This is a genomic window from Synechococcus lacustris Maggiore-St4-Slac (assembly GCF_024345595.1).
In the GTDB taxonomy this organism is placed as follows: Bacteria; Cyanobacteriota; Cyanobacteriia; order PCC-6307; family Cyanobiaceae; genus Synechococcus_D; species Synechococcus_D lacustris.
Genome location: NZ_JAGQBK010000003.1, coordinates 1 through 19278, shown reverse-complemented (window position 1 = coordinate 19278; position 19278 = coordinate 1). Strand labels below are relative to the sequence as shown.

The following is a 19278-nucleotide window of genomic DNA, read 5'->3' as shown; positions in this document are numbered from 1 at the left end:
GTCGATGCTCGAAGCCGATCTGTTTGATGAAGTCACTTGGGGCTCAATAGCAGCAATAACCCCAACTACTGCCAACGGGTTACAGCAGACGATGGCAAATTAGGCAACACACATCTCAAGAATTTTCAAGATAACGAAAAAACAGTTCCCACCATCCTCACCACTTCCCAAAAACTCACACCACTGCTGCAGCTTTGTTACCAAAACAGCATTTCAGATGCCGTAGCAGATCTTGGAAAGCCAGAAGAAATCGGCATACTATTTTCAAGTTTTCAGAAATATCTTTATGAATTAGTAGCTTAAATATAATTAGCTAGAGGCGGAGGTGTAAAATCGTTGCGCATAATTCCATAATAAGCGGCTGCCGGTTAAACAAATTCCCGCAACACCTAAAGCTCCGATTGCCCAGATGCTTGAACTTTTACCAAGTAGCGCCTCTGCCGGAATAGTTGTTAGAAATGCCACCGGTAATACAAAAGTAAAAATTAATCTAAGCGCAGGGGGGTAGGCGCTAACGGGATATCTACCAGCAACTAAGGTATACCTTAAAACTTCGGTGGCATTCCACACTTTGATGAACCAAATACTTAGAGCTGCTAATACAAACCAGAGGCTATAGAGTATTGCTAAAGAAGCTATAAGTAGTGCAATGGCAAGCAGCATGGCTCCACCGGATGGCAGGCCGTAGCCAATGCTTGAACTTGGCTTGATTAATGCCCAGCTAATTAAACAAAAGCCTGCAATTATTCCAGGTAAACCCCAGGGGGACACCGTGCGGGTGGAAAGCCAAAATTGGCTATCTATTGGTTTTAGTAATACATAATCAAGGGTGCCCGTTTGGATATGATTCACGATGCGGCTCAGATTTGGTTGCAACACGCAGGTTGTAAATCCATCTAAAATTGTATATAAACCTAATACTATTAATGAGCCATTCCAGCTCCAGCCCCCCAGGGAAACGCCATTGCCAAATAACAGCTTAAGCACAAATATGCTGCCAGCTAAATTGCCAAGCACAGATAACAATTCAACCCAGGCATTGAGCGGATATTCAAATTCAGCTGCAATGGAGCTACTCCAAAAGCAACATAAACTGCGCCAATAGCGTTTTATTTCCTTCATGCTCCCATGGCGGAGTAACGCCTTAGGCCCGCCCGCCAGAGCAGATGGCAAATTGGCAGTAGTAATAAACACCAGGCAGTGATTGCCGCAAAACCAAGCGCAATATTCACCGGTTCACCTGCTATTAGCCTTGCAGGAAAATCAATCATCCAGGGGAAGGGGGTTGCCATCGCAAGCCGCTTTACGGCAGGTGGAAAGGTATCTATGGGCGCCACAATACCTGAAAGAAACATATATGGAATCATAAGTAAGCGATCAATTGCAGCTGCTTTTTCACTCCAAAAGCAGAAAGTAGTTAATACAAGTTGCAGTAAGAATCTAAGTAAAAATGCAGCCATAATTGCCATAAATCCAAAAAATAGCGCCCCCGCTGATGGCAGCCAGATTAAGCCAGGTGCAGCTATTCCAAGCAGTGCTAGCAGCACCGCAACAATGGGAATGCGAGATGCCTGTTCACTTAAATGGGCGGTTAGGTAGCGCCATAAAGGCGATATCGGCTGCAGTAAAAAAGGTGATAATCTGCCTTGCAGAGCATCTTCTTCAAATACATTTATTAACCACACCACCGTAAATTGCCTCACCACAAAAGCAGCAAGAAAATAGCGACTCAGCTGCTGCGCTGATATGCCCGCAGCATTAGCTGCGCCAGAGCCGCTCCACACCCCCAGCATTATCAAAGGCAGCACCCCTGAAAGTGCCCAGAGGATAATTTCTGCTCGATATTCCAGCATCAGGGCGTATTGGCTTGTTATCAGCGCCCGAGCTACCCGCCATGCCCATTTCATAACTTATCCCTATGGCGAAATAGGCCGCCAATCAATTCCTCTATCGGCGGGGCACTCACTTCTAGGTCAACCACTTCAAAGCGCTTTAGTAATGCTGCTACCCGTTCCGATAGTTCAGCGCGAGGTATTAACAGCTGCACCTGGTGGCCCTCCAGGGAGTGAATATCGCCGTAGCCGCGGAAATCCTCAATGCTATGAATTTTGCTTAGTTCCATGCGCACTTGGCTGCAGGGGGCAAGCTTTTGGGTTAGTTCGCTGAGGGAACCATCATGAAATAATTCACCTTGATGGATGAGTAATACCCGTGGACATAGGGTGGTGATATCGCCCATGTAGTGGCTTGTGAGCAGCATTGTTGCCCCCGTTCGTTTGTTGTAATCAGCCAGGAATTCCCTAACCCGCACCTGGGCATTTACATCTAAGCCCAGGGTTGGTTCATCAAGAAATAACACGGCAGGTTGATGTAGTAACGCTGCAAGTAATTCCGTTTTCATTCTTTGGCCCAGCGACAATTTTCGCAATGGCCTTAGCAGCTCTTCGCCAAGTTCTAACATTTCCGCAAGTTCATTGATACGGCGCTGCGCTTCTTTTTCTGGGATGCCGTAAACAGCCGCGTTAACTTTTAATGAATCAAGAGCTGGAAGATCCCACAACAATTGTTGCCTATTACCCATCACCAGGGTGATCTGGCCTAAAAATCGCGCTTTTCGTTGCCATGGTTTGTGGCCAGCTACTGAGAGTTTGCCACTAGTGGGATGAATTAGGCCCGTGAGCATTTTTAAAGTTGTTGTTTTTCCTGCCCCATTAGGGCCAAGAAAACCAACAATTTCACCCGGTTCGATGCAAAAACTAATTTTATTTACCGCAGTTATCTCCCGGTGTTTGCGTTGCACTAAATGCCGCAATGTTCCGGCAAATCCCGGTTGCTTTTCGCTAATTCGATAGGTTTTGCTTAACTCCTCCGCATTAATTATGGCCACTGGCTAGCGCCCGTTTGAACTGCTTTGGGCAAGGTTAGCCTGCCTTTGATGCCAGCGGCTGCCGCTTCTCCAGAGCGCTAGGCCGGTAGGCCTGGATTAAGCCGCCATAAAAAACTGGCCGCTTCTAAACACACCACCACAATTAATGAGCGGAATATCCATTGGCTTGCCTGGCTGCCCAGGGCCAGTTTTGCAGCTAAATTTGCCCCAACCATGCTCGATAGCGATAGCGGCAAGGCCCAAAGCCAATTGATATCACCGCGCAAACCAAATATCACTAATGCCACTAAACTTGAACTTAACCTCACAAAACATTTGAGGATATTTGCTGTTTTTAGCGGTATTTTGCCGGCTAGCACTAGCACCAGTAATGTCATCACCCCAGAACCCAGGGAGATAAAACCGGCCCACAGCCCTGTTAGGGCCATTAGGCCATAGAAAAGGGGCCCCAACTCCGTGGTTTGGTTATTTGCAACCACGGGCTCTTCTTTTAAAAGCTCTGCTGGTTTAGTGATCAGGGTGATCAACACAAACAGGAGTGAAATAGCCACGGCCAAGCTGATCCAGCGATCAGCTAAGGCGGTTGCCCCAAAGGCGCCAATGCTGGCGCCGATCACCATTGGAGCTGTGGCCTTCAGGGTTAGCTTCCATGGGATTGCACCAGCCTGCTGAAAGCGCCAGGTGGCAGTGGCCAAACCAGCAACAGCCGCCAACCGGTTGGTGCCATTAGCCAGCCCTGGCGCCAGCCCCAGGCTGATCATGGTGGGCAAGGTAACGGTGGCACCACTGGCGGCAATCGTGTTGATGAATCCCCCCGCTAGGCCGCAGGCGATTAAGGCTGCAAGGGTTAGGGGGTCGATCGCGCTGAAATCAAGCAATTGCGGTTAGGGGCAGCACAATGGGGTTTAGAAGCTGGTGGCAATGTTTTCACTTTGGCTTGGTGCTTACAACCAGGGCCTTGCCTATGCCGGCCTTGCCCTTGGCGTTTACCTCACCCTGCGGGTACTTAATTTCGCTGATATCACCGTAGACGGCTCCTTTGCCCTCGGTGGTGGCATGGCAGCAGTACTTATCACTAACAACATCAATCCCGCTGTTGCCCTAATTGCGGCAGTGCTTAGTGGTGCCTTAGCCGGCTGCGTTACCGCATTGATTCACACCCGCCTTGGCGTTAATGATTTGTTTGCCGGCATCCTCACCAGCACAGGGCTCTACTCGATCACCCTGCGTTTGATGGATAGATCAAATATCCCTTTGATCGGTTTGGATTTTGGCCTTGATAGCGATGCCGATTGGGCCCTTGCCCTGAGCTTGGTGGTGCTGGGCTTAATCGCTTTGCTTGCCCTGTTGCTCGCCACAGATTTAGGGCTTGCTTTGAGGGCCCTTGGCAATAACCCCACCATGGCCCGGGCCAATGGTGTTAGTGGTGCCAAGGGCCTAACCATCGGCATTGCTTTAGCCAATGGTTTGGTGGCTCTAGCCGGTGGATTAGTTGCCTTCTATCAGGGTTTTGCCGATGTAACCATGGGGCTTGGTTCCTTAATCCTTGGCCTTGGGGCTGTGATTGTTGGTGAATCGATTTGTAGGCCGCGCACGATCCCCATGGCCCTTGCTGCTGTGGTGCTGGGCTCAATCCTGTTTCGTTTGATGATTGCAATTGCCTTGCAACTGGGTTTGGAGCCGGTGGATTTAAAGCTGATAACAGCCCTACTGCTGCTTGGGGCCTTAACGCTTGGCCGGCTGCGTTTACCGGGCCTTGCCGATGGGGGCCGGCGGTTATGAGTTTGCACATCGAAGGTTTGGCCTGGGGCCACAGCCAACCCGGCGGTGGTTGGCGGCAGCTTTTCAAGGATTTCAACCTTGAGTGCCCCACGGCTCAATTCTTGGTGGTTATCGGCAGCAATGGCTCCGGTAAGTCGACCCTGCTCAATTTGGTGGCTGGCACCCTTCCCGCCCAGGCCGGCAGCTTGAAATTGGGGGAGCGCTCCCTACAAAAGCTGAGCGATTACCGCCGGGCCCGTTGGATTGGTCGTGTGATGCAAAATCCGTTAGATGGCACAGCCCCTGGCCTCAGCATCGCTGAAAATCTGCGCTTAGCTGAATCCCGCCGCCATTCCCCATTTCGCCTGCAAAGCTTGCTCGGCATCCATCCCAATCAAGCCGACCTGCGCCGTTATCAAGAGCTGTTGGAAAGCCTTGGTTTACCCCTTGCCGATCGGGTGAATACACCGATTGGTCAACTATCTGGCGGCCAGCGACAAACGATCAGCCTGGTGATGGCCACCTTGGCGGAACCGCAGCTGCTGTTGCTTGATGAACACACCGCTGCCCTTGATCCCAAGGCGGAGGCCCTAGTTATGCAATTAACGGAGCGGTTAGTGCGGCGCTTGGGTACCACCACCTTGATGGTTACCCACAGTTTGGAGCAGGCCCTAAACCACGGCGATCGCCTTTTGATGCTCCATGAGGGCCAGGTGGTGGGCGATTGGAGCGGCGCCGAAAAAGCAGCCCTCAGCGTTGCCAGCTTGCGGGAACTTTATGGCTCCGCCAAAGTGCAGTTATCCGATGTTTGATTGATGGGAATGGATCGTCGTTCATTTTTAGGGCTGGCCGGAGCTGGCTTAGGTGGAACAGTGCTACTGGCTGCCTGCTCCCAAATTGGTGGAAATAAGCGCGTTAAAGGTCCCACCATTGGCATGCTGCAATTCATTGATGCGGCACCGCCCAATTCAGTGCGCAAGGGTTTCATGGCAGCCCTTGCAAAGGCCGGTTATGTGGAGGGTAAATCCCTCAATGTGATTCAAAAAGATGCAGCCGGTGAATTGGCTAACACCACTTTGGTGGCTAAACAATTCGTGGGTGCACCGGTAGATCTATTCCTGGCAATTGGCACGCCACCACTGCAGGCTGCCATGCAGGTGGCCCCAGCTACCTTGCCGGTGGTGTTTTGCTACTGCTCCAATCCCTGGGGTGCGGGAGCTGGCACCCCCCCTGGCGGTGTGGGCCAACACAAGCCAAATGTGGTGGGCACCGTTGGCACCAACCCAGTGGGTAAAGAGTTAGATCTTGCCCGTGAAGTGGATCCAAATTTGAGCACCGTTGGCTTGATCTACAACCCAGGGGAGCCCAATTCCGAATTTGAAGCGAAAGTGCTGCTGCAGGAGGCAGCCCGCCGCGGCATACGAGTGGAAACCCAGCCCGTTGCTAATTCCGGTGAGGTGTTGCAAGCAGCTCAAGCGCTGGCGGAAGACAAGGTTGGTGCTTTTGTGAAAATTGGCGATTACGCCACTATCCAAGCCTTTAGTTCGATCTGCAAAGTGGGGCTGGAACGCAAAATCCCCGTTTATTCCGTAGATCCCCCTGATATTGATCTGCCCGGTTGTTTGGGGGTGATCGGTTGGAGTTATTACGACGATGGTTTTGCAGCTGGTGAATTGGCCGTGCGGGTATTGAAAGGCGAATCACCAGCGAAAATGGCGTTTGAACCACTCACAAAAACGGAACTGCTGCTCAATCGCACCACAGCAAAAGCAATTGATTTAACCCTGTCTGAGCCATTGCTGCAACGGGCAAATAAAGTGGTGGGATGAGTCGTTTGCGGGTTGGGGTGGCTGGGCCGGTGGGCTGCGGCAAAACAGCCCTGGTGGAAGCCCTATGCAAGCGTTTGCGGGAACGGCTGCAAATTGCAGTTGTTACCAACGACATCTACACCCAAGAGGATGCCCAGTTTTTAACGCGGGTGGGTGCCTTGGCCCCCGAAAGAATCCGTGGCGTGGAAACCGGAGGCTGCCCCCACACGGCCATTCGAGAGGATTGCTCGATCAACCGGGCAGCGGTGGAGGAATTAGAGCGGGCTTTCCCAGATCTTGATTTAGTGCTGGTGGAAAGCGGTGGCGACAACCTTGCTGCCAGCTTTAGCCCCGAATTAGTGGATCTTTGTATTTATGTGATCGATGTGGCCGCCGGCGATAAGATCCCCCGTAAGGGGGGCCCCGGTATTACCCGTTCAGATTTGTTGGTGATAAATAAGATCGATCTGGCAGCCATGGTGGGTGCTGATCTGGCTTTGATGAATAGCGACACCGAACGCATGCGTGCTGCAAGGCCCTGGTGTTTTACCAACCTAAAAACAGGTGAAGGTGTTGAGCAAGTGGAGCAATTCCTGTTGCAACAGTTACCAAACTCCTAGGAAGGTTTCAATCGCTACAACCGCATCCCCCGCCTAGCCATAAGTTCCAAAACGTACACCGCCGCATCGCGGGTCAAAACTTGGAGTTTTTGCATGGCGTCCGTTCGCTCTAACAAGCTTTTTGTTCGTGCCCTAGGCGGCACAACAGCTTTGATCACCAGCCTTTCGGTTGTTTCTTGCAGTGGTGAAAAAAAGGCTGAAGGGGGATTTGATGGTGAGGTAAAGGTGGGCATCCTGCACTCCCGCAGTGGCACCATGGCCATCTCTGAAAATACGGTGGCTGAAGCTGAATTAATGGCTATTGATGAGATCAACGCTAAAGGTGGCGTTGTTATCGATGGTAAAAAATTAAAGATCGTTCCAGTTGAGGAAGATGGCGCCTCCGATTGGCCCACCTTTGCTGAAAAATCCAAGAAGCTTATCGATCAAGATAAGGTTGCCGTTGTGTTTGGCGGTTGGACTTCCGCCAGCCGCAAGGCGATGCTACCGGTTTATGAAGCCAAGGATCACTTCCTCTTTTACCCAATTCAATACGAGGGTCAGGAGTGTTCCAAAAACATCTTCTATAGCGGTGCAACCCCAAATCAACAGGCTGAACCAGCCGTTGATTGGCTCCTGAAAAACAAAGGTAAAGACTTCTTCTTGGTGGGTTCGGATTACGTGTATCCCCGCACGGCTAACACGATCATGAAGGAGCAGTTGAAAGCTAAAGGCGGCAAGTTAGTGGGGGAGGATTATCTACCCTTGGGTAATACTGAAGTTGCCCCAATCATTGCTAAAATTAAACAGGCATTACCTAAGGGTGGTGTGATTGTAAACACCTTGAATGGTGATAGTAATGTTGCATTCTTCAAGCAAATGAAGGCTGCTGGCATCACTCCTGCCAATGGTTATTCCATTATGAGCTTCTCGATTGCAGAAGAGGAGATTGCCGCCATTGGCCCCGAATATCTCGAGGGCACATTTGCTGCCTGGAATTATTTCCAGAGCCTAGATACACCGGCTTCCAAGAAGTTCACAGCTGATTTCAAAGCTAAATATGGCGATAAGCGGGTTACAAACGACCCTGCAGAAGCCGCTTACATGATGGTTTATCTCTGGGCGGCAGCGGCCGAAAAGGCTAAGAGCGTAGACGACAACAAGGTTCGTGAAGCCTTGGTTGGCGTTAGCTTCAATGCGCCGGAGGGCAAGGTAACCGTTCAACCCAATCACCACGTTGAGAAGCTAGTGCTGATCGGTGAGGTGCAAAAGGATGGCATGTTTAAGATTCTCGAAAACCAGGGCTTCAAAAAACCAGTGGCCTGGAACCAATATGTTCCTGAAACCAAAGGTTTCACCTGCGACTGGACACAGAAGCGCCCCGATGCCGGTAAGTACAAAATGTGATCACTGGATAAATTAATTCAATTTATTTGGACTAATTTATAGAGTAGGGGGCATCTGCCCCCTCTCTTTTTCATGGATTTGATTAAATGCTTTTTTTGTTTTTTGAGCTGGTATGAATCTATTTCTCGACACCCTTTTTAATGGTTTGGCAATTGGCTCGGTTTTAGTGTTAGCAGCCCTTGGTTTGGCTGTGGTGTTTGGTTTGATGGGTGTTATCAACATGGCCCACGGTGAATTGATGATGCTTGGGGCCTACACCACATTTGTGGTGCAAAATCTTTTAAAAACAGGCCCTTTGGAAGGCTTGTTTCCGATTTATATATTAATTTCAATACCCTTGGCATTTTTAGTTAGTGGTTTAGCTGGTTTATTGCTGGAGGCAACTGTTATACGCAGGCTTTATGGCAGGCCCCTGGAAACTTTGCTGGCCACATGGGGGGTGAGTTTGATTCTGCAGCAGTTTGTGAGATCGGTATCAACTGCCTTTGCCCTTGGCCTGCTGCTTTCAGTGGCCCTCGGCCTATTTGTGCCTCGCTTCCTGCCAAGCCATTGGTGGCAGCAGCGTTGGGCACCGCTGCTTAATTTTGTTAATTGGTTATTAGCTGCAGCCATAGGTATTGGCTTAGCTGCTTCCCTTGGCAGCGTTAGGGTATTAGATCAAGCTTGGTTTAGCGCAAGAAATATTGATGTTACAGCGCCCCAATGGTTGCGGGGTTCCATTGATATTGGCTCTGTAAATATGCCCGTGGCGAGATTATTTATTATTGGCCTAACTATTATTGCCCTGGTTTCAGTGAACTGGTTTTTACAAAAAAGCGTATGGGGTATTCGGATTCGAGCCGTTACCCAAAATCGTTCGATGAGCAACTGCTTGGGTATCCCCACTGAAACCGTAGATGCCCTCACTTTTTTGGTGGGATCAGGTTTGGCCGGTGTGGCAGGAGTTGCCGTAACCCTATTGGGTTCCGTTGGCCCCAATCTTGGTGGTAATTACATCGTTGACTGCTTCATGGTGGTGGTGCTGGGTGGTGTTGGCAAACTGCTGGGCACCGTGCTGGCGGCCCTTGGCATTGGGGTGCTTAGTTATGTGTTGGGCTCTGGTTCCCTCCTGCTGGTTTGGCCCACCATGCCCGCAGCTTTAAATGAACTTATTACTTTTTTTGCCACAACTTCGATGGCAAAGGTGCTGGTATTTGCCTTGATTGTTGTGTTCCTGCAGTTCCGTCCGGCCGGGTTATTCCCACCCCGGGGACGTATGGTGGAGGTATAGGTGATGAATTTAGTTAATACATCAATGCCTAGGAAGTTGATTTTTCGTTATTTGCCTTTTCTTATTTTTGTTTGCATAGCTTTAATTCTGCCGCTTTTACTGCCGCCATTTCGACTCAATCTACTGGGCCGGTTTCTATCCCTCGGCATTGTGGCTTTGGGTATTGATTTGATTTGGGGCTACACGGGCTTACTAAGCCTTGGCCAGGGAATTTTCTTTGCCCTAGGTGGCTATGCCTTGGGAATGCACCTGCAACTGCAAAACCTTGCCCCTGGAGAATTACCTGAATTCTTTGGTTTATATGGTGTGAAAACCATGCCAGCTTTTTGGCAGCCATTTAACTCGGGAATTTTTACATTTTTTGCCATTTGGATAATCCCTGCATTGGTGGCGGGAATATTGGGGTTTTTAGTGTTTCGCAATCGCATCAAGGGGGTTTACTTCTCAATCCTCACCCAAGCTGCACTGCTGGTTTTCTACAATTTTTTTAATGGTCAGCAGCGTTTAATCAATGGCACAAATGGCCTAAAAACCGACACCGCCCGCTTCCTTGGTGAATTAGTTGGCAGCGACGGCATGCAGCGTAATTTATACCTATTAACTGTGCTTGTGTTATTTCTGGCTTGGTTGTTGTGCAAATGGTTGATTCGTGGCCGCTTTGGAGATGCTTTAATTGCCTTGAGGGATGATGAACAGCGGCTTAGATTTACCGGCTACAATCCCACCGCTTACAAAACACTTGTATTTGTTATTGCTGGTGCCCTAGCTGGCATTAGCGGGGCGCTTTACACGGTGCAATCGGGTATTGTTTCGCCTCAATTTATGGCGGTACCATTTTCTATTGAAATGGTGATTTGGGTTGCTGTGGGCGGCCGCGGCACCCTGGTTGGGGCGATTTTAGGCGCCTTGCTGATCAATTTTGCTAAGAGCTTGATTAGTGAGCAGTTGCCTGAAACTTGGTTATTTATTCAAGGGGCACTATTCCTTTTAGTTGTTACTGCCCTGCCCGATGGTTTGGTGGGCTGGTGGCGTAATGGTGGGCCGAATCATTTACTTGCAATGCTAGGCCGCGCCCCAAAGGCAGCTACCTATCCCTCCCTTGATTTAGATCCGGAGCTTAAATCATGACGCCTATTCTTGAGCTGCAGGCGGTTACGGTTAGTTTTGATGGCTTTCTTGCCTTAAATCAACTTGATTTAAAATTAGAAGCCGGTGAATTAAGGGCTGTTATTGGCCCTAATGGGGCGGGTAAAACCACCTTCCTTGATGTGATTACAGGCAAGGTGCGCCCCAGCAGCGGCCAGGTTTTATTCAAGGGTAAGCCATTAATTGGTAAGCCTGAACATCACATTGCCCGCCTCGGCATTGGCCGTAAGTTTCAAACGCCAAGGGTATTTGAAAAGCTCACCTGCAGGCGCAACCTTGAATTGGCCGTTGCCAAGGGTTCCTCCCCCGTAAAGTTGTTGCTAAAGCCACTAACAATTGAGTTGCGTGAGAGGGTGCAACAGCTGCTGCTTTTGGTGGGCCTAGGCGCCCATGATCAGCAATTGGCCGGTGGTTTATCCCATGGCCAAAAACAATGGCTAGAGATAGCAATGCTGGTGGCCCAAGACCCGGAATTGCTATTGGTTGATGAACCGGTGGCTGGTTTAAGTGATGAGGAAACTATTCACACAGCGGCATTATTAAAGGAACTAAGTGGCAGCCATACGGTGCTAGTGATTGAACACGACATGGATTTCATTCGTGATCTGCAGGCACCGGTTACTGTTTTGCATGAGGGTCATGTGCTTTGTGAGGGTCCCATGGATCAGGTGCAGGCCGACCCCAGGGTTATTGATGTTTATCTCGGCCGTGAGGAGGATCAACCATGACAACTAGTTCCATGCCTGTTCTTGATATACATGCTTTGAATGTTTATTATGGCGAGAGCCATATCCTTCGAAATGTTGATCTAAGTGTGCAACCAGGCCAGATGGTTTGTTTGATTGGTCGCAATGGTGTTGGCAAAACTACCTTATTGAAAACAATTATTGGCCTGTTGCAACAGCGCAGCGGCAGCGTTCGATTTGAGGCCAAGGAATTAGAAGATTTGGCTCCCCATCAAAGGGCCCGTTCTGGCATCGCCTATGTGCCCCAGGGCAGGGAAATAATCCCCCAGTTGAGCGTTAAGGAAAACCTGCTTCTCGGTTTGGAGGCCTTGCCCGGCGGCTTGCGGCGCCATCGCCACATCGACCCCCAGGTATTTGAGCTCTTCCCTGTGCTGGAGAGTTTTTTGCAGCGCCGCGGCGGCGACCTCAGTGGCGGCCAGCAGCAGCAATTAGCGATTGCTCGGGCCTTGCTGGGTAAACCAAAACTATTGCTACTTGATGAACCCACCGAAGGCATTCAACCATCGGTGGTTCTTGATATTGAGAGGGCCGTTAAGCGCATTGTTGCCACCTCTGGTATCAGCGTGTTGCTTGTGGAGCAGCATTTGCATTTTGTAAGACAAGCCGACTGGTATTACGCCATGCAAAAAGGTGGCATGGTAGCCAGCGGGCCAACGGCAGAACTAAGTAAGGATGTGGTGGATAGATTTTTAAGTGTTTGATATTATTAAACTAAGCGCTTAACAACATATTGGTTTCTTGGCTTTCTTCGTTATTGAGTTCCCTTGATCGGAGGGTTTCTACGAGCTCAGGTCCGCCGATGCCATGGCTCCAAATCTCCACTTCAGCATCGCCGGGTGCTGAAAAATTAAGTAATTCAAATGGAAAGATCACCCGCTCCAGGTAGTAGTTGTTTGAACCAAAACAACGCAGTATCACCATTCGCTCTAAATCATTGCGGTAGCTGCAATTAAGGATTGCCATTCGGGGTAATAAGCTTCAAAACCATCAAGCCACGATTGCCCCAAGCCAACAGTTGCAACGGTCACGAAATCGCCATCTAATTACCAAATTTAGATTTTTTTAAGCTTCCTTTAAGCGTCAGGTCGCCCCAGTTGCAAAAGCGTTTCAAATAGGGGTTTTGCCAATGGCAGCGCTGCCGCTGTGATCGGTTTGCAATCGAGGCTATTTATTAGTAGGGCGGGTTCCCCCGGGGTTAGGGCATCGCCAAGGGCAGTTTCTATTGCTAATCCTTGATTTATGGCCTCCCCTCGCATTACCCCAGGTAGGCAGCCGCTAGCGAGTGGTGGTGTTAGCCATCTGCCATCCCGTTGCACTAAAAGGTTGGCGCTGCTGCCACAGCAGAGGCCGCCGGCACTGCTCAACAGCAGGGCATCGTGATGTCCGGCTTGGTTTGCTTCCCTTTTGGCAAGGGCCATTTCCCCGTAGGCAAAGGTTTTGCAATGGCGCAACGAACTATCTGCCCAACGTTGCACGCGAGTGCTCACCATGGTGCTCTGTAGTTGAAATTTTGGTTCATGGGCATGCAATGTGGCCCAAAAACGACCCGTTGCCTCGCCCTCTGTTAAACCCAAACCCCTGCCGCCGCCATCGCCTTGGCTCCAATTGAGCCGCAGGGCCCCAGCAACGATGCCGCTGCGCTTGATTGCTTCCGCAAGCCAGTTTGTGAGCCAGGCCCGATCAGGTGGTTGGGGTAGGCCGATTGTTTGGGCACCCCTGCGCCAACGCTCTAAATGTTGATCTAATAGTTGGGCTGTGCCTGCCTGAATCAGCAGCGTTTCAAATACTCCCTCAGCCAGCCGCAGGCCCCGATCACTCAGGCAGATGCCCAGGTTTTGGGGATCGCCCCATTGATTGTTTATCCAGGCGATGGCTTGCACTAGCTGAGGGCCGCCAGCAGTGGCTGTATTTTCCAACCCAGTTCAGCAGCCTCCTGCTTCGGATTGGAATCGGCCACGATGCCGCAACCGCCATGGATTCTTAAGCGATTATCAAGCAACATCACGCTACGGATTAATAGGTTGCTATCAAAACTGCCATCAACGTTAAACCGAAAAAAACTGCCGCAGTAGGGGCCCCTGGCTACCGGTTCCAATTGATTTAGGTGGCTGCAGGCACTGATTTTGGGTGCGCCGGTTATCGAACCACCTGGCCAGCAGGCCCGCAATAGGGCCACTGGGTTTTGATCAGGCCGCAGCTTGCCGCTCACCACCGAGGTGAGGTGATGCACCTGGGCATAGCTCTCCAAGCCCACCAGTTGTGGCACCTCAATGCTGCCCGTTGTGCATACCCGGCCGAGGTCGTTGCGCAACAGATCAACGATCATCACATTTTCGGCTCGGTCTTTAGGGCTGCTAACTAATTCAGCTGCTGCCGCTGCATCCAAATCGGGATCTTGGTGGCGGGGCCTGGTGCCTTTAATCGGCCTGGTTTCCACATTGCCAGCTGCATCACAACTGAGAAAGCGTTCCGGTGAGGCACTTAATACCGCCTCAGCGTTGCTGGCCACCATCACCCCGCCAAAGGGGGCGGGACATCGGCGGCGCAAGCGTTGATATAGCTGGAGGGCACTGCTTTTAAAGGTGAGGTTGTGCTCAGCGCAGGCGGTGAGATTTGCTTGAAATAAATCACCGGCACCGATCCAGGCCTGCACGGTTGCCACCTGGCGCTCAAATTCGCTGATGGTTGTATGCCAATGCCATTGATCAACGGCAACCCCCATTTGAGCAACGGCAGGCTCCGATTGGTCAGGGCCAGAGCGAATTAAAGCCTCAAGGGCCTGGCGTTGGGGCCCATCACCGCTTAGCCAGAGCTGTTGGTGTTGCAGATCAAGTTGCACCACAACGCCATAACAGCCGGCCCAAAGGGTTGCCATATCTGGCTTTTGCCAGTGGCGGCCAGGTTCAACCCAAGCGCCGGCTTCATAGGCAAGCCAGCCCAACCAGATGCCGTTTCGGTTTTGTTGGATTTCCTCAAGGGCTTCAAAGGGATCGGCACTGCCGGGCTGGCCTGGTAAACCACAACAGCGCAATTGCCTTTGCGGTGCCGCCGCCAACAGCGCCCGTTGGCCCAATTGGCTGCCATCACCATCAAGCCACACCAGGCCCTCCTCGCCAAAATGGCGGGCCATGGCGGTTGCAAGGCAACTGGGATCCCACCAGGGAAGTTGTGTCATCGACTTGCAAGATCGGGCCTACCCGCATCCCTTAGGGCGCCATCGCGAATCCGGCAGCTGTCACACACACCACAGGGTTTAATGCCGCCCGCATAACAACTCCAGGTATCAGCGATAGGCACCTGAAGCCTTAGGGCTTCCGCCACGATTTCGGTTTTGCTCCATTGCACTAGGGGTGCCCAAAGTTGGGCGCCATGGCCCTCAAGGCCACTTTTACTGGCTAGATCAGCCAATTTTTGGAAGGCCGTTAGGTATTCGGGCCGACAATCGGGGTAGCCGGAATAGTCCACCGCATTCACGCCTAGCACCAGCCGCTCGGCGCCGCGGGCCTCGGCCAGGCTTAGGGCCATGGCAATAAACACCGTGTTTCTACCTGGCACATAGGTATTTGGAATAACGCCTGGCAGCACTCCAGCGCTGGGAATTGTTTGCTGTAGATCGGTTAGGGATGAGCCACCCCAGGCCGCCAGGTTTACGTTGATGGTGTGGTGCTCACTGAAGTTGAAATGGCGAGCTAACAGGGCTGCTGCTTCTAATTCCCGTTGATGGCGCTGGCCGTAGTTAAAAGACAAACCAATCAATCGATAGCCCGCTTCTATGGCAATGGCCGCTGCGGTGGCGGAATCAAGCCCCCCGGAAAGAAGGGCAACGGCAGTTGGTGGTGCAGGGTGCATGGGGGGGCCAGGATGGGTTGAGTTTGATCGAATAGCTATGCGCAGTATTTCAGGGCTGATTTGTTCAGCAATTTTTTGTTCAGCAGTTGCTATGCCGGCAGGGGCAATTCCATTACTTGATCTGAAGCCCTATCCCGAAGCCGTGGCCGGTGAAAAGCGTTGGGTGATCCAGTTGAACCCCCTTTTAAAACCCCCTACTAACCCAAGTATTTCAAATAATCCAAGCGATTGGCGGGTGCAGTTGCTGGTGGGTAAGGAATTGGAACTGGATTGCAACCTGCATCGTTTTACCGGCAGGTTGCGTTCAGAAGTGCTGCCAGGTTTTGGCTACACCGTGTATCGCGCTGAACAATTGGGAGCGATGTTATCTACAAAAAAAGCCTGCCCCAGCCAAGGGCTTAGCAAGCAATTTGTACCCCTAGGAGGCAATCCATTCGTGTTGCCATTCAACGCAAGTGTGCCGATTGTGATTTATGCACCTGATGGTTTCCAGGTGCGTTATCGCCTCTGGAAAGCGGAAACAAACAGCCAGCCAGCCCAAATCCGTTAACGCACCCCTAGCCATTTATGGGTTTGCAAGCTGAGGCGCCAGGCGGGATGGGCCATCACATAATTGATTGCGATGCTGCTGCCGGCTTTGCTATCAGCCCCCGGCTGCAGCATTAAAACAGGCTTGTTTTTGCCCCTGTTGGCTGCCGCAGCCATGGCTACTGCAAATTCAAGGTCTGCCGCTTCATGCACCACTACTTTCAATTCATTGCAGGCAGTTAGTAATGCTTGGCTTGGCGGGCGGTGGCGTTTTGGTGATAAACAAATCCAATCAAAGCAGCCGCTTAATTGATCCACACCGCTGGTTTCTAGATGAATGGGCAGTCCCACGGGTTTGAGGGAAGTGCATAAACAATCGAGGTTGTGATGCAGTGGTTCGCCACCGGTGATCACCACAAAGGCGGCGCCGGCTTGGGCGGCGCTCCGCGCCTCGGCCGCCAGGTGTTCTGCCGGGCGTTGGGGGTGCGCTGCGCTGGGCCAGGAGTGTTTGGTGTCGCACCAGCTGCAGGCCACGTTGCAACCAGCTAAGCGGATGAAAAATGCACTGCGGCCCCCATGAATTCCCTCCCCCTGGAGGGAATGGAAGGTTTCCACCACTGGCAGCAGGCCAGGATTTGCAATCACTGGTGCTGGCTGATCGCTTCGCGGGGGCTTTGCGGTAGCCGCTCCCTGGCCGCTTCGATCAAACCGCGAAATAAGGGATGGGGTTTACCTGGCCGAGACAGGAATTCGGGATGATATTGACAAGCTAAAAAGAAGGGATGATTTTTTAATTCAATTAATTCCACCAGGCGACCATCGGGGGACATGCCGCTGATTTCATAGCCGGATTCCAAAAATAAACTGCGGTAGGCATTATTAAATTCATAGCGATGGCGATGGCGTTCATATACAACTTCCTCTCCATAAAGTTTGTGGCCCTTGCTGCCTGCCACCAGGCGGCAGGGATAAACCCCAAGCCGCATCGTGCCACCTAAATCCACCACATCTTGCTGCTCTGGCAATAGGTGAATTACTGGATGGGTGCTTGCCGGTTCCAATTCAGCACTGGTGGCATCCACTAAGCCAGCGCTGTTGCGGGCCCATTCAATCACTGCCGTTTGCATGCCAAGGCATAGGCCAAGAAATGGCACCCGCTGTTCCCGCGCCCAACGAATAGAAGCGATTTTGCCATCAACGCCACGGTTGCCAAAACCGCCTGGCACCACCACTGCATCCATGCCGCGCAACAACTTTTCAGCCCCTTCTTGCTCAAGGCGCTCGGCATTAATCCAATTCAAATCAAGGCCGCAATCCGCATCTAAACAGGCATGGCGTAGGGCTTCTACCACCGACAAATAAGCATCATTTAATTGCACGTATTTGCCCACAAGTGCCACCTTCACCGCAGGGCCGGGGTTGCGTAATTTACGCACTAATTCCTCCCAGTTAGCCATGTCACTTTCATGGTCTTGGAGGTTTAAAACTTCCAATACTTGGCGGCATAGACCCTCCTTCTCCAGGGCGATTGGCACCGCATAAATGCTATCCGCATCAAGGGATTGCACCACCGCTTTAGTTGACACACCACAAAAGCCACCGATTTTAGTTTTAAGTTCATTATTGATAGGCCGATCGCTGCGGCAAACCAACACATCCGGTTGGATGCCGATTGAGCGCAGTTCCTTAACAGAGTGCTGGGTGGGCTTTGTTTTTAATTCTCCAGAAACACCTATATAGGGCATTAAAGTAACATGAACATAGGCAAGATCGTGGCGGCCAACCTCACTGCGAAATTCACGTATTGCTTCTAAAAATGGTAGGGATTCAATGTCACCCACCGTGCCGCCAATTTCAGTGATCACCACATCGGCATTGCTATTTGCCGCCACTCGATGGATGCGTTCGCGGATCTCACCGGTGATATGCGGGATGACCTGAACGGTGCCGCCGTTATAATCACCCCGGCGTTCTTTATTGATTACAGCTTGATATATGGAGCCTGTGGTAACACTATTTAAACGCGACATTGCTGTGTCGGTGAAGCGTTCGTAGTGGCCTAAATCAAGATCTGTTTCAGCTCCATCTTCAGTAACAAATACCTCTCCGTGTTGATAGGGGCTCATCGTGCCCGGATCCACGTTTAGGTAGGGATCTAATTTGAGGATTGAAACGCTATAACCACGGCTTTTGAGCAGCCTGCCCAGGCTGGCTGCCACAATTCCTTTACCAATACTCGACACCACGCCGCCGGTTACAAATACAAATTTGGCCATGAAACCGGCGGTAACGTACGAATAAGTAAATCAGCCCTCGAGGATGCTGCGCAACATCCAGGCGGTTTTTTCGTGAATTTGGAGACGGGCATTGAGCAGATCGGCGGTGGGGCCGTCTTCCGCTGCTTCCGCCAGGGGTAAGAGGCCCCGGGCGGTGCGGGCTACCGCCTCATGGCCCTTCACCAATTCAGTAACCATCGCCAGGGCCTCGGGGGCCTGCTGGGTTTCTTCAATGCTGGAAAGCTCCGCGTAGCGGCGGCCGCCCATGGGTGCCAGATGGCCTAAGGCGCGGATTCGTTCAGCGATTTCATCAAGGGCAGTCCAGAGTTCGGTGTATTGCTCCATGAACATGGCGTGCAGCGAGCTGAACATTGGGCCGGTTACGTTCCAATGGAAGCCATGGGTTTTTAGGTAGAGCACATAGCTGTCGGCCAGCAGACGCCCAAGGCCTTCGGCGATTTCCTGGCGTTGGTTGGCGGGGATACCGATATCGATGGGGGGCGCTAGGTGGGCCATGGCTTTAGGCGGGTGCACTTGCAGTATTCATCATGAATCAAGCCAGGTCTTCTAGGTAGTCTTTTACCTTGAGGCGCGCCTCGGGCAGGCGCAGCTTATGCAGGGCAATCGTTTCGATTTGACGCACCCGTTCCCGCGATAGCTGCAGATTTTTGCCGATTTCAGCCAGGGTTTGGGGTGAATCGTTATCCAAGCCAAACCGCAAACGGATCACCCGCGCTTCCTTGCCGCTCAATTGATTTAGCAGTGCCTCCAGATCGTCGTGCAATTTTTCACGGCTTAGCAGCTGCTCTGGCGTGGGCATTGGATCCTCCAGCAGCTCCCCCAATTGCGTTTCTTGGCTGCCGCCCACGCGGCTATCGAGGGAAACGGCATGGGGCAGTTTCTGTAGCGTTTCGCGGATCACAGCCTCAGGCAGATTTAGCTCAAGGCTGAGATCCTTAAGGCTGGCGCTGCGGCCATGGCGCGCGGCGATCAGTTGTTGG

At 51.6% G+C, this 19278-nt stretch carries 23 protein-coding genes; 11 read left to right on the top strand and 12 right to left on the bottom strand.

The window, feature by feature from the left end; genetic code table 11:
• The first annotated feature begins 36 nt into the window (after positions 1-36).
• Positions 37-303, top strand: coding sequence for a hypothetical protein (locus KBY68_RS03100; RefSeq protein WP_255095861.1), 267 nt, complete (start codon positions 37-39; stop codon positions 301-303).
• A 6-nt stretch (positions 304-309) separates the two neighbouring features.
• On the opposite strand, the gene KBY68_RS03095 is transcribed toward KBY68_RS03100, so the two are convergent.
• The 4 genes from KBY68_RS03095 to KBY68_RS03080 all read right to left on the bottom strand — a co-directional run bounded on the left by KBY68_RS03095 (position 310) and on the right by KBY68_RS03080 (position 3765).
• Positions 310-1113: an ABC transporter permease gene (locus KBY68_RS03095; protein WP_255095990.1), complete on the bottom strand. Its 804-nt coding sequence runs from the start codon at positions 1111-1113 to the stop codon at positions 310-312.
• A 5-nt stretch (positions 1114-1118) separates the two neighbouring features.
• Positions 1119-1907, bottom strand: coding sequence for an ABC transporter permease (locus KBY68_RS03090; RefSeq protein ID WP_106499690.1), 789 nt, complete (start codon positions 1905-1907; stop codon positions 1119-1121).
• Positions 1904-2881: an ABC transporter ATP-binding protein gene (locus KBY68_RS03085; RefSeq protein WP_106499711.1), complete on the bottom strand. Its 978-nt coding sequence runs from the start codon at positions 2879-2881 to the stop codon at positions 1904-1906. The genes KBY68_RS03090 and KBY68_RS03085 overlap by 4 nt, the downstream gene beginning before the upstream one ends.
• Positions 2882-2964: 83 nt before the next feature.
• Positions 2965-3765 carry a sulfite exporter TauE/SafE family protein gene (locus tag KBY68_RS03080; protein ID WP_255095860.1) on the bottom strand — a complete coding sequence of 267 codons (801 nt, stop codon included), beginning with the start codon at positions 3763-3765 and terminating at the stop codon, positions 2965-2967.
• Between the two features lie 43 nt (positions 3766-3808).
• On the opposite strand from KBY68_RS03080, the gene KBY68_RS03075 reads away from it, so the two are divergent.
• The 9 genes from KBY68_RS03075 (at position 3809) to urtE (ending at position 12325) form a co-directional block, all read left to right on the top strand.
• Positions 3809-4669, top strand: coding sequence for an ABC transporter permease (locus KBY68_RS03075; RefSeq protein ID WP_255095989.1), 861 nt, complete (start codon positions 3809-3811; stop codon positions 4667-4669).
• Entirely contained in the window at positions 4666-5460 is a 795-nt protein-coding gene (locus KBY68_RS03070) for an ABC transporter ATP-binding protein (protein ID WP_255095859.1), read from the top strand. Before KBY68_RS03075 ends, KBY68_RS03070 begins: the two co-directional genes overlap by 4 nt.
• Positions 5461-5463: 3 nt before the next feature.
• Entirely contained in the window at positions 5464-6477 is a 1014-nt protein-coding gene (locus KBY68_RS03065) for an ABC transporter substrate-binding protein (RefSeq protein WP_255095858.1), read from the top strand.
• Positions 6474-7076 (top strand): urease accessory protein UreG, encoded by a 603-nt coding sequence (gene ureG, locus KBY68_RS03060; protein WP_255095857.1) that lies wholly within the window; start codon positions 6474-6476, stop codon positions 7074-7076. Before KBY68_RS03065 ends, ureG begins: the two co-directional genes overlap by 4 nt.
• A gap of 93 nt (positions 7077-7169) precedes the next feature.
• The gene (gene urtA, locus KBY68_RS03055) at positions 7170-8462 is read left to right on the top strand and encodes an urea ABC transporter substrate-binding protein (protein ID WP_241537082.1); all 1293 of its coding nucleotides are present in this window, start codon (positions 7170-7172) and stop codon (positions 8460-8462) included.
• 112 nt (positions 8463-8574) lie between these two features.
• On the top strand, positions 8575-9732 hold the full coding sequence (urtB, locus tag KBY68_RS03050) for an urea ABC transporter permease subunit UrtB (RefSeq protein WP_255095856.1): 1158 nt from the start codon (positions 8575-8577) through the stop codon (positions 9730-9732).
• A 3-nt stretch (positions 9733-9735) separates the two neighbouring features.
• Complete coding sequence (gene urtC / locus KBY68_RS03045; RefSeq protein ID WP_255095855.1) at positions 9736-10860, top strand: urea ABC transporter permease subunit UrtC; 1125 nt, start codon at positions 9736-9738, stop codon at positions 10858-10860.
• Positions 10854-11606 carry an urea ABC transporter ATP-binding protein UrtD gene (urtD, locus tag KBY68_RS03040; protein WP_106499682.1) on the top strand — a complete coding sequence of 251 codons (753 nt, stop codon included), beginning with the start codon at positions 10854-10856 and terminating at the stop codon, positions 11604-11606. Before urtC ends, urtD begins: the two co-directional genes overlap by 7 nt.
• Complete coding sequence (gene urtE, locus KBY68_RS03035; protein WP_390634975.1) at positions 11603-12325, top strand: urea ABC transporter ATP-binding subunit UrtE; 723 nt, start codon at positions 11603-11605, stop codon at positions 12323-12325. The genes urtD and urtE overlap by 4 nt, the downstream gene beginning before the upstream one ends.
• A 10-nt stretch (positions 12326-12335) precedes the next feature.
• Here urtE and KBY68_RS03030 read toward each other — a convergent pair whose 3' ends face one another.
• The 4 genes from KBY68_RS03030 to queC form a co-directional block, all read right to left on the bottom strand.
• The gene (locus tag KBY68_RS03030) at positions 12336-12587 is read right to left on the bottom strand and encodes a DUF1830 domain-containing protein (RefSeq protein ID WP_193464814.1); all 252 of its coding nucleotides are present in this window, start codon (positions 12585-12587) and stop codon (positions 12336-12338) included.
• Between the two features lie 110 nt (positions 12588-12697).
• Positions 12698-13540: an aminotransferase class IV gene (locus KBY68_RS03025; protein ID WP_255095854.1), complete on the bottom strand. Its 843-nt coding sequence runs from the start codon at positions 13538-13540 to the stop codon at positions 12698-12700.
• Positions 13504-14799, bottom strand: coding sequence for an anthranilate synthase component I family protein (locus tag KBY68_RS03020; RefSeq protein WP_255095853.1), 1296 nt, complete (start codon positions 14797-14799; stop codon positions 13504-13506). The genes KBY68_RS03025 and KBY68_RS03020 overlap by 37 nt, the downstream gene beginning before the upstream one ends.
• Entirely contained in the window at positions 14796-15473 is a 678-nt protein-coding gene (queC, locus tag KBY68_RS03015) for a 7-cyano-7-deazaguanine synthase QueC (RefSeq protein ID WP_255095852.1), read from the bottom strand. The genes KBY68_RS03020 and queC overlap by 4 nt, the downstream gene beginning before the upstream one ends.
• Before the next feature lie 91 nt (positions 15474-15564).
• On the opposite strand from queC, the gene KBY68_RS03010 reads away from it, so the two are divergent.
• Positions 15565-16023, top strand: coding sequence for an ecotin family protein (locus KBY68_RS03010; protein WP_161955822.1), 459 nt, complete (start codon positions 15565-15567; stop codon positions 16021-16023).
• On the opposite strand, the gene KBY68_RS03005 is transcribed toward KBY68_RS03010, so the two are convergent.
• From KBY68_RS03005 to KBY68_RS02990, 4 genes are all read right to left on the bottom strand, one after another.
• Complete coding sequence (locus KBY68_RS03005; protein WP_390623265.1) at positions 16020-16646, bottom strand: 7-carboxy-7-deazaguanine synthase QueE; 627 nt, start codon at positions 16644-16646, stop codon at positions 16020-16022. The two genes, KBY68_RS03010 and KBY68_RS03005, sit on opposite strands and share 4 nt — an antisense overlap.
• Positions 16643-18277 (bottom strand): CTP synthase, encoded by a 1635-nt coding sequence (locus KBY68_RS03000; protein ID WP_106499678.1) that lies wholly within the window; start codon positions 18275-18277, stop codon positions 16643-16645. Before KBY68_RS03000 ends, KBY68_RS03005 begins: the two co-directional genes overlap by 4 nt.
• A gap of 30 nt (positions 18278-18307) precedes the next feature.
• Complete coding sequence (locus tag KBY68_RS02995) at positions 18308-18793, bottom strand: Dps family protein (protein WP_106499706.1); 486 nt, start codon at positions 18791-18793, stop codon at positions 18308-18310.
• A 37-nt stretch (positions 18794-18830) separates the two neighbouring features.
• The coding region (locus tag KBY68_RS02990; RefSeq protein ID WP_315855643.1) for a sigma factor-like helix-turn-helix DNA-binding protein at positions 18831-19278 on the bottom strand (448 nt) is incomplete at its 5' end.

Excerpts from the sequence above, each read along its gene's own strand:
- KBY68_RS03090 (WP_106499690.1), bottom strand. The coding sequence starts at position 1,907 with ATGAAATGGGCATGGCGGGTAGCTCGGGCGCTGATAACAAGCCAATAC.
- KBY68_RS03075 (WP_255095989.1), top strand. The coding sequence starts at position 3,809 with ATGTTTTCACTTTGGCTTGGTGCTTACAACCAGGGCCTTGCCTATGCC.
- KBY68_RS03070 (WP_255095859.1), top strand. The coding sequence starts at position 4,666 with ATGAGTTTGCACATCGAAGGTTTGGCCTGGGGCCACAGCCAACCCGGC.
- KBY68_RS03065 (WP_255095858.1), top strand. The coding sequence starts at position 5,464 with ATGGGAATGGATCGTCGTTCATTTTTAGGGCTGGCCGGAGCTGGCTTA.
- ureG (WP_255095857.1), top strand. The coding sequence starts at position 6,474 with ATGAGTCGTTTGCGGGTTGGGGTGGCTGGGCCGGTGGGCTGCGGCAAA.
- urtA (WP_241537082.1), top strand. The coding sequence starts at position 7,170 with ATGGCGTCCGTTCGCTCTAACAAGCTTTTTGTTCGTGCCCTAGGCGGC.
- urtB (WP_255095856.1), top strand. The coding sequence starts at position 8,575 with ATGAATCTATTTCTCGACACCCTTTTTAATGGTTTGGCAATTGGCTCG.
- urtC (WP_255095855.1), top strand. The coding sequence starts at position 9,736 with ATGAATTTAGTTAATACATCAATGCCTAGGAAGTTGATTTTTCGTTAT.
- urtE (WP_390634975.1), top strand. The coding sequence starts at position 11,603 with ATGACAACTAGTTCCATGCCTGTTCTTGATATACATGCTTTGAATGTT.
- KBY68_RS03030 (WP_193464814.1), bottom strand. The coding sequence starts at position 12,587 with ATGGCAATCCTTAATTGCAGCTACCGCAATGATTTAGAGCGAATGGTG.
- KBY68_RS03020 (WP_255095853.1), bottom strand. The coding sequence starts at position 14,799 with ATGACACAACTTCCCTGGTGGGATCCCAGTTGCCTTGCAACCGCCATG.
- queC (WP_255095852.1), bottom strand. The coding sequence starts at position 15,473 with ATGCACCCTGCACCACCAACTGCCGTTGCCCTTCTTTCCGGGGGGCTT.
- KBY68_RS03010 (WP_161955822.1), top strand. The coding sequence starts at position 15,565 with ATGCCGGCAGGGGCAATTCCATTACTTGATCTGAAGCCCTATCCCGAA.
- KBY68_RS03000 (WP_106499678.1), bottom strand. The coding sequence starts at position 18,277 with ATGGCCAAATTTGTATTTGTAACCGGCGGCGTGGTGTCGAGTATTGGT.
- KBY68_RS02995 (WP_106499706.1), bottom strand. The coding sequence starts at position 18,793 with ATGGCCCACCTAGCGCCCCCCATCGATATCGGTATCCCCGCCAACCAA.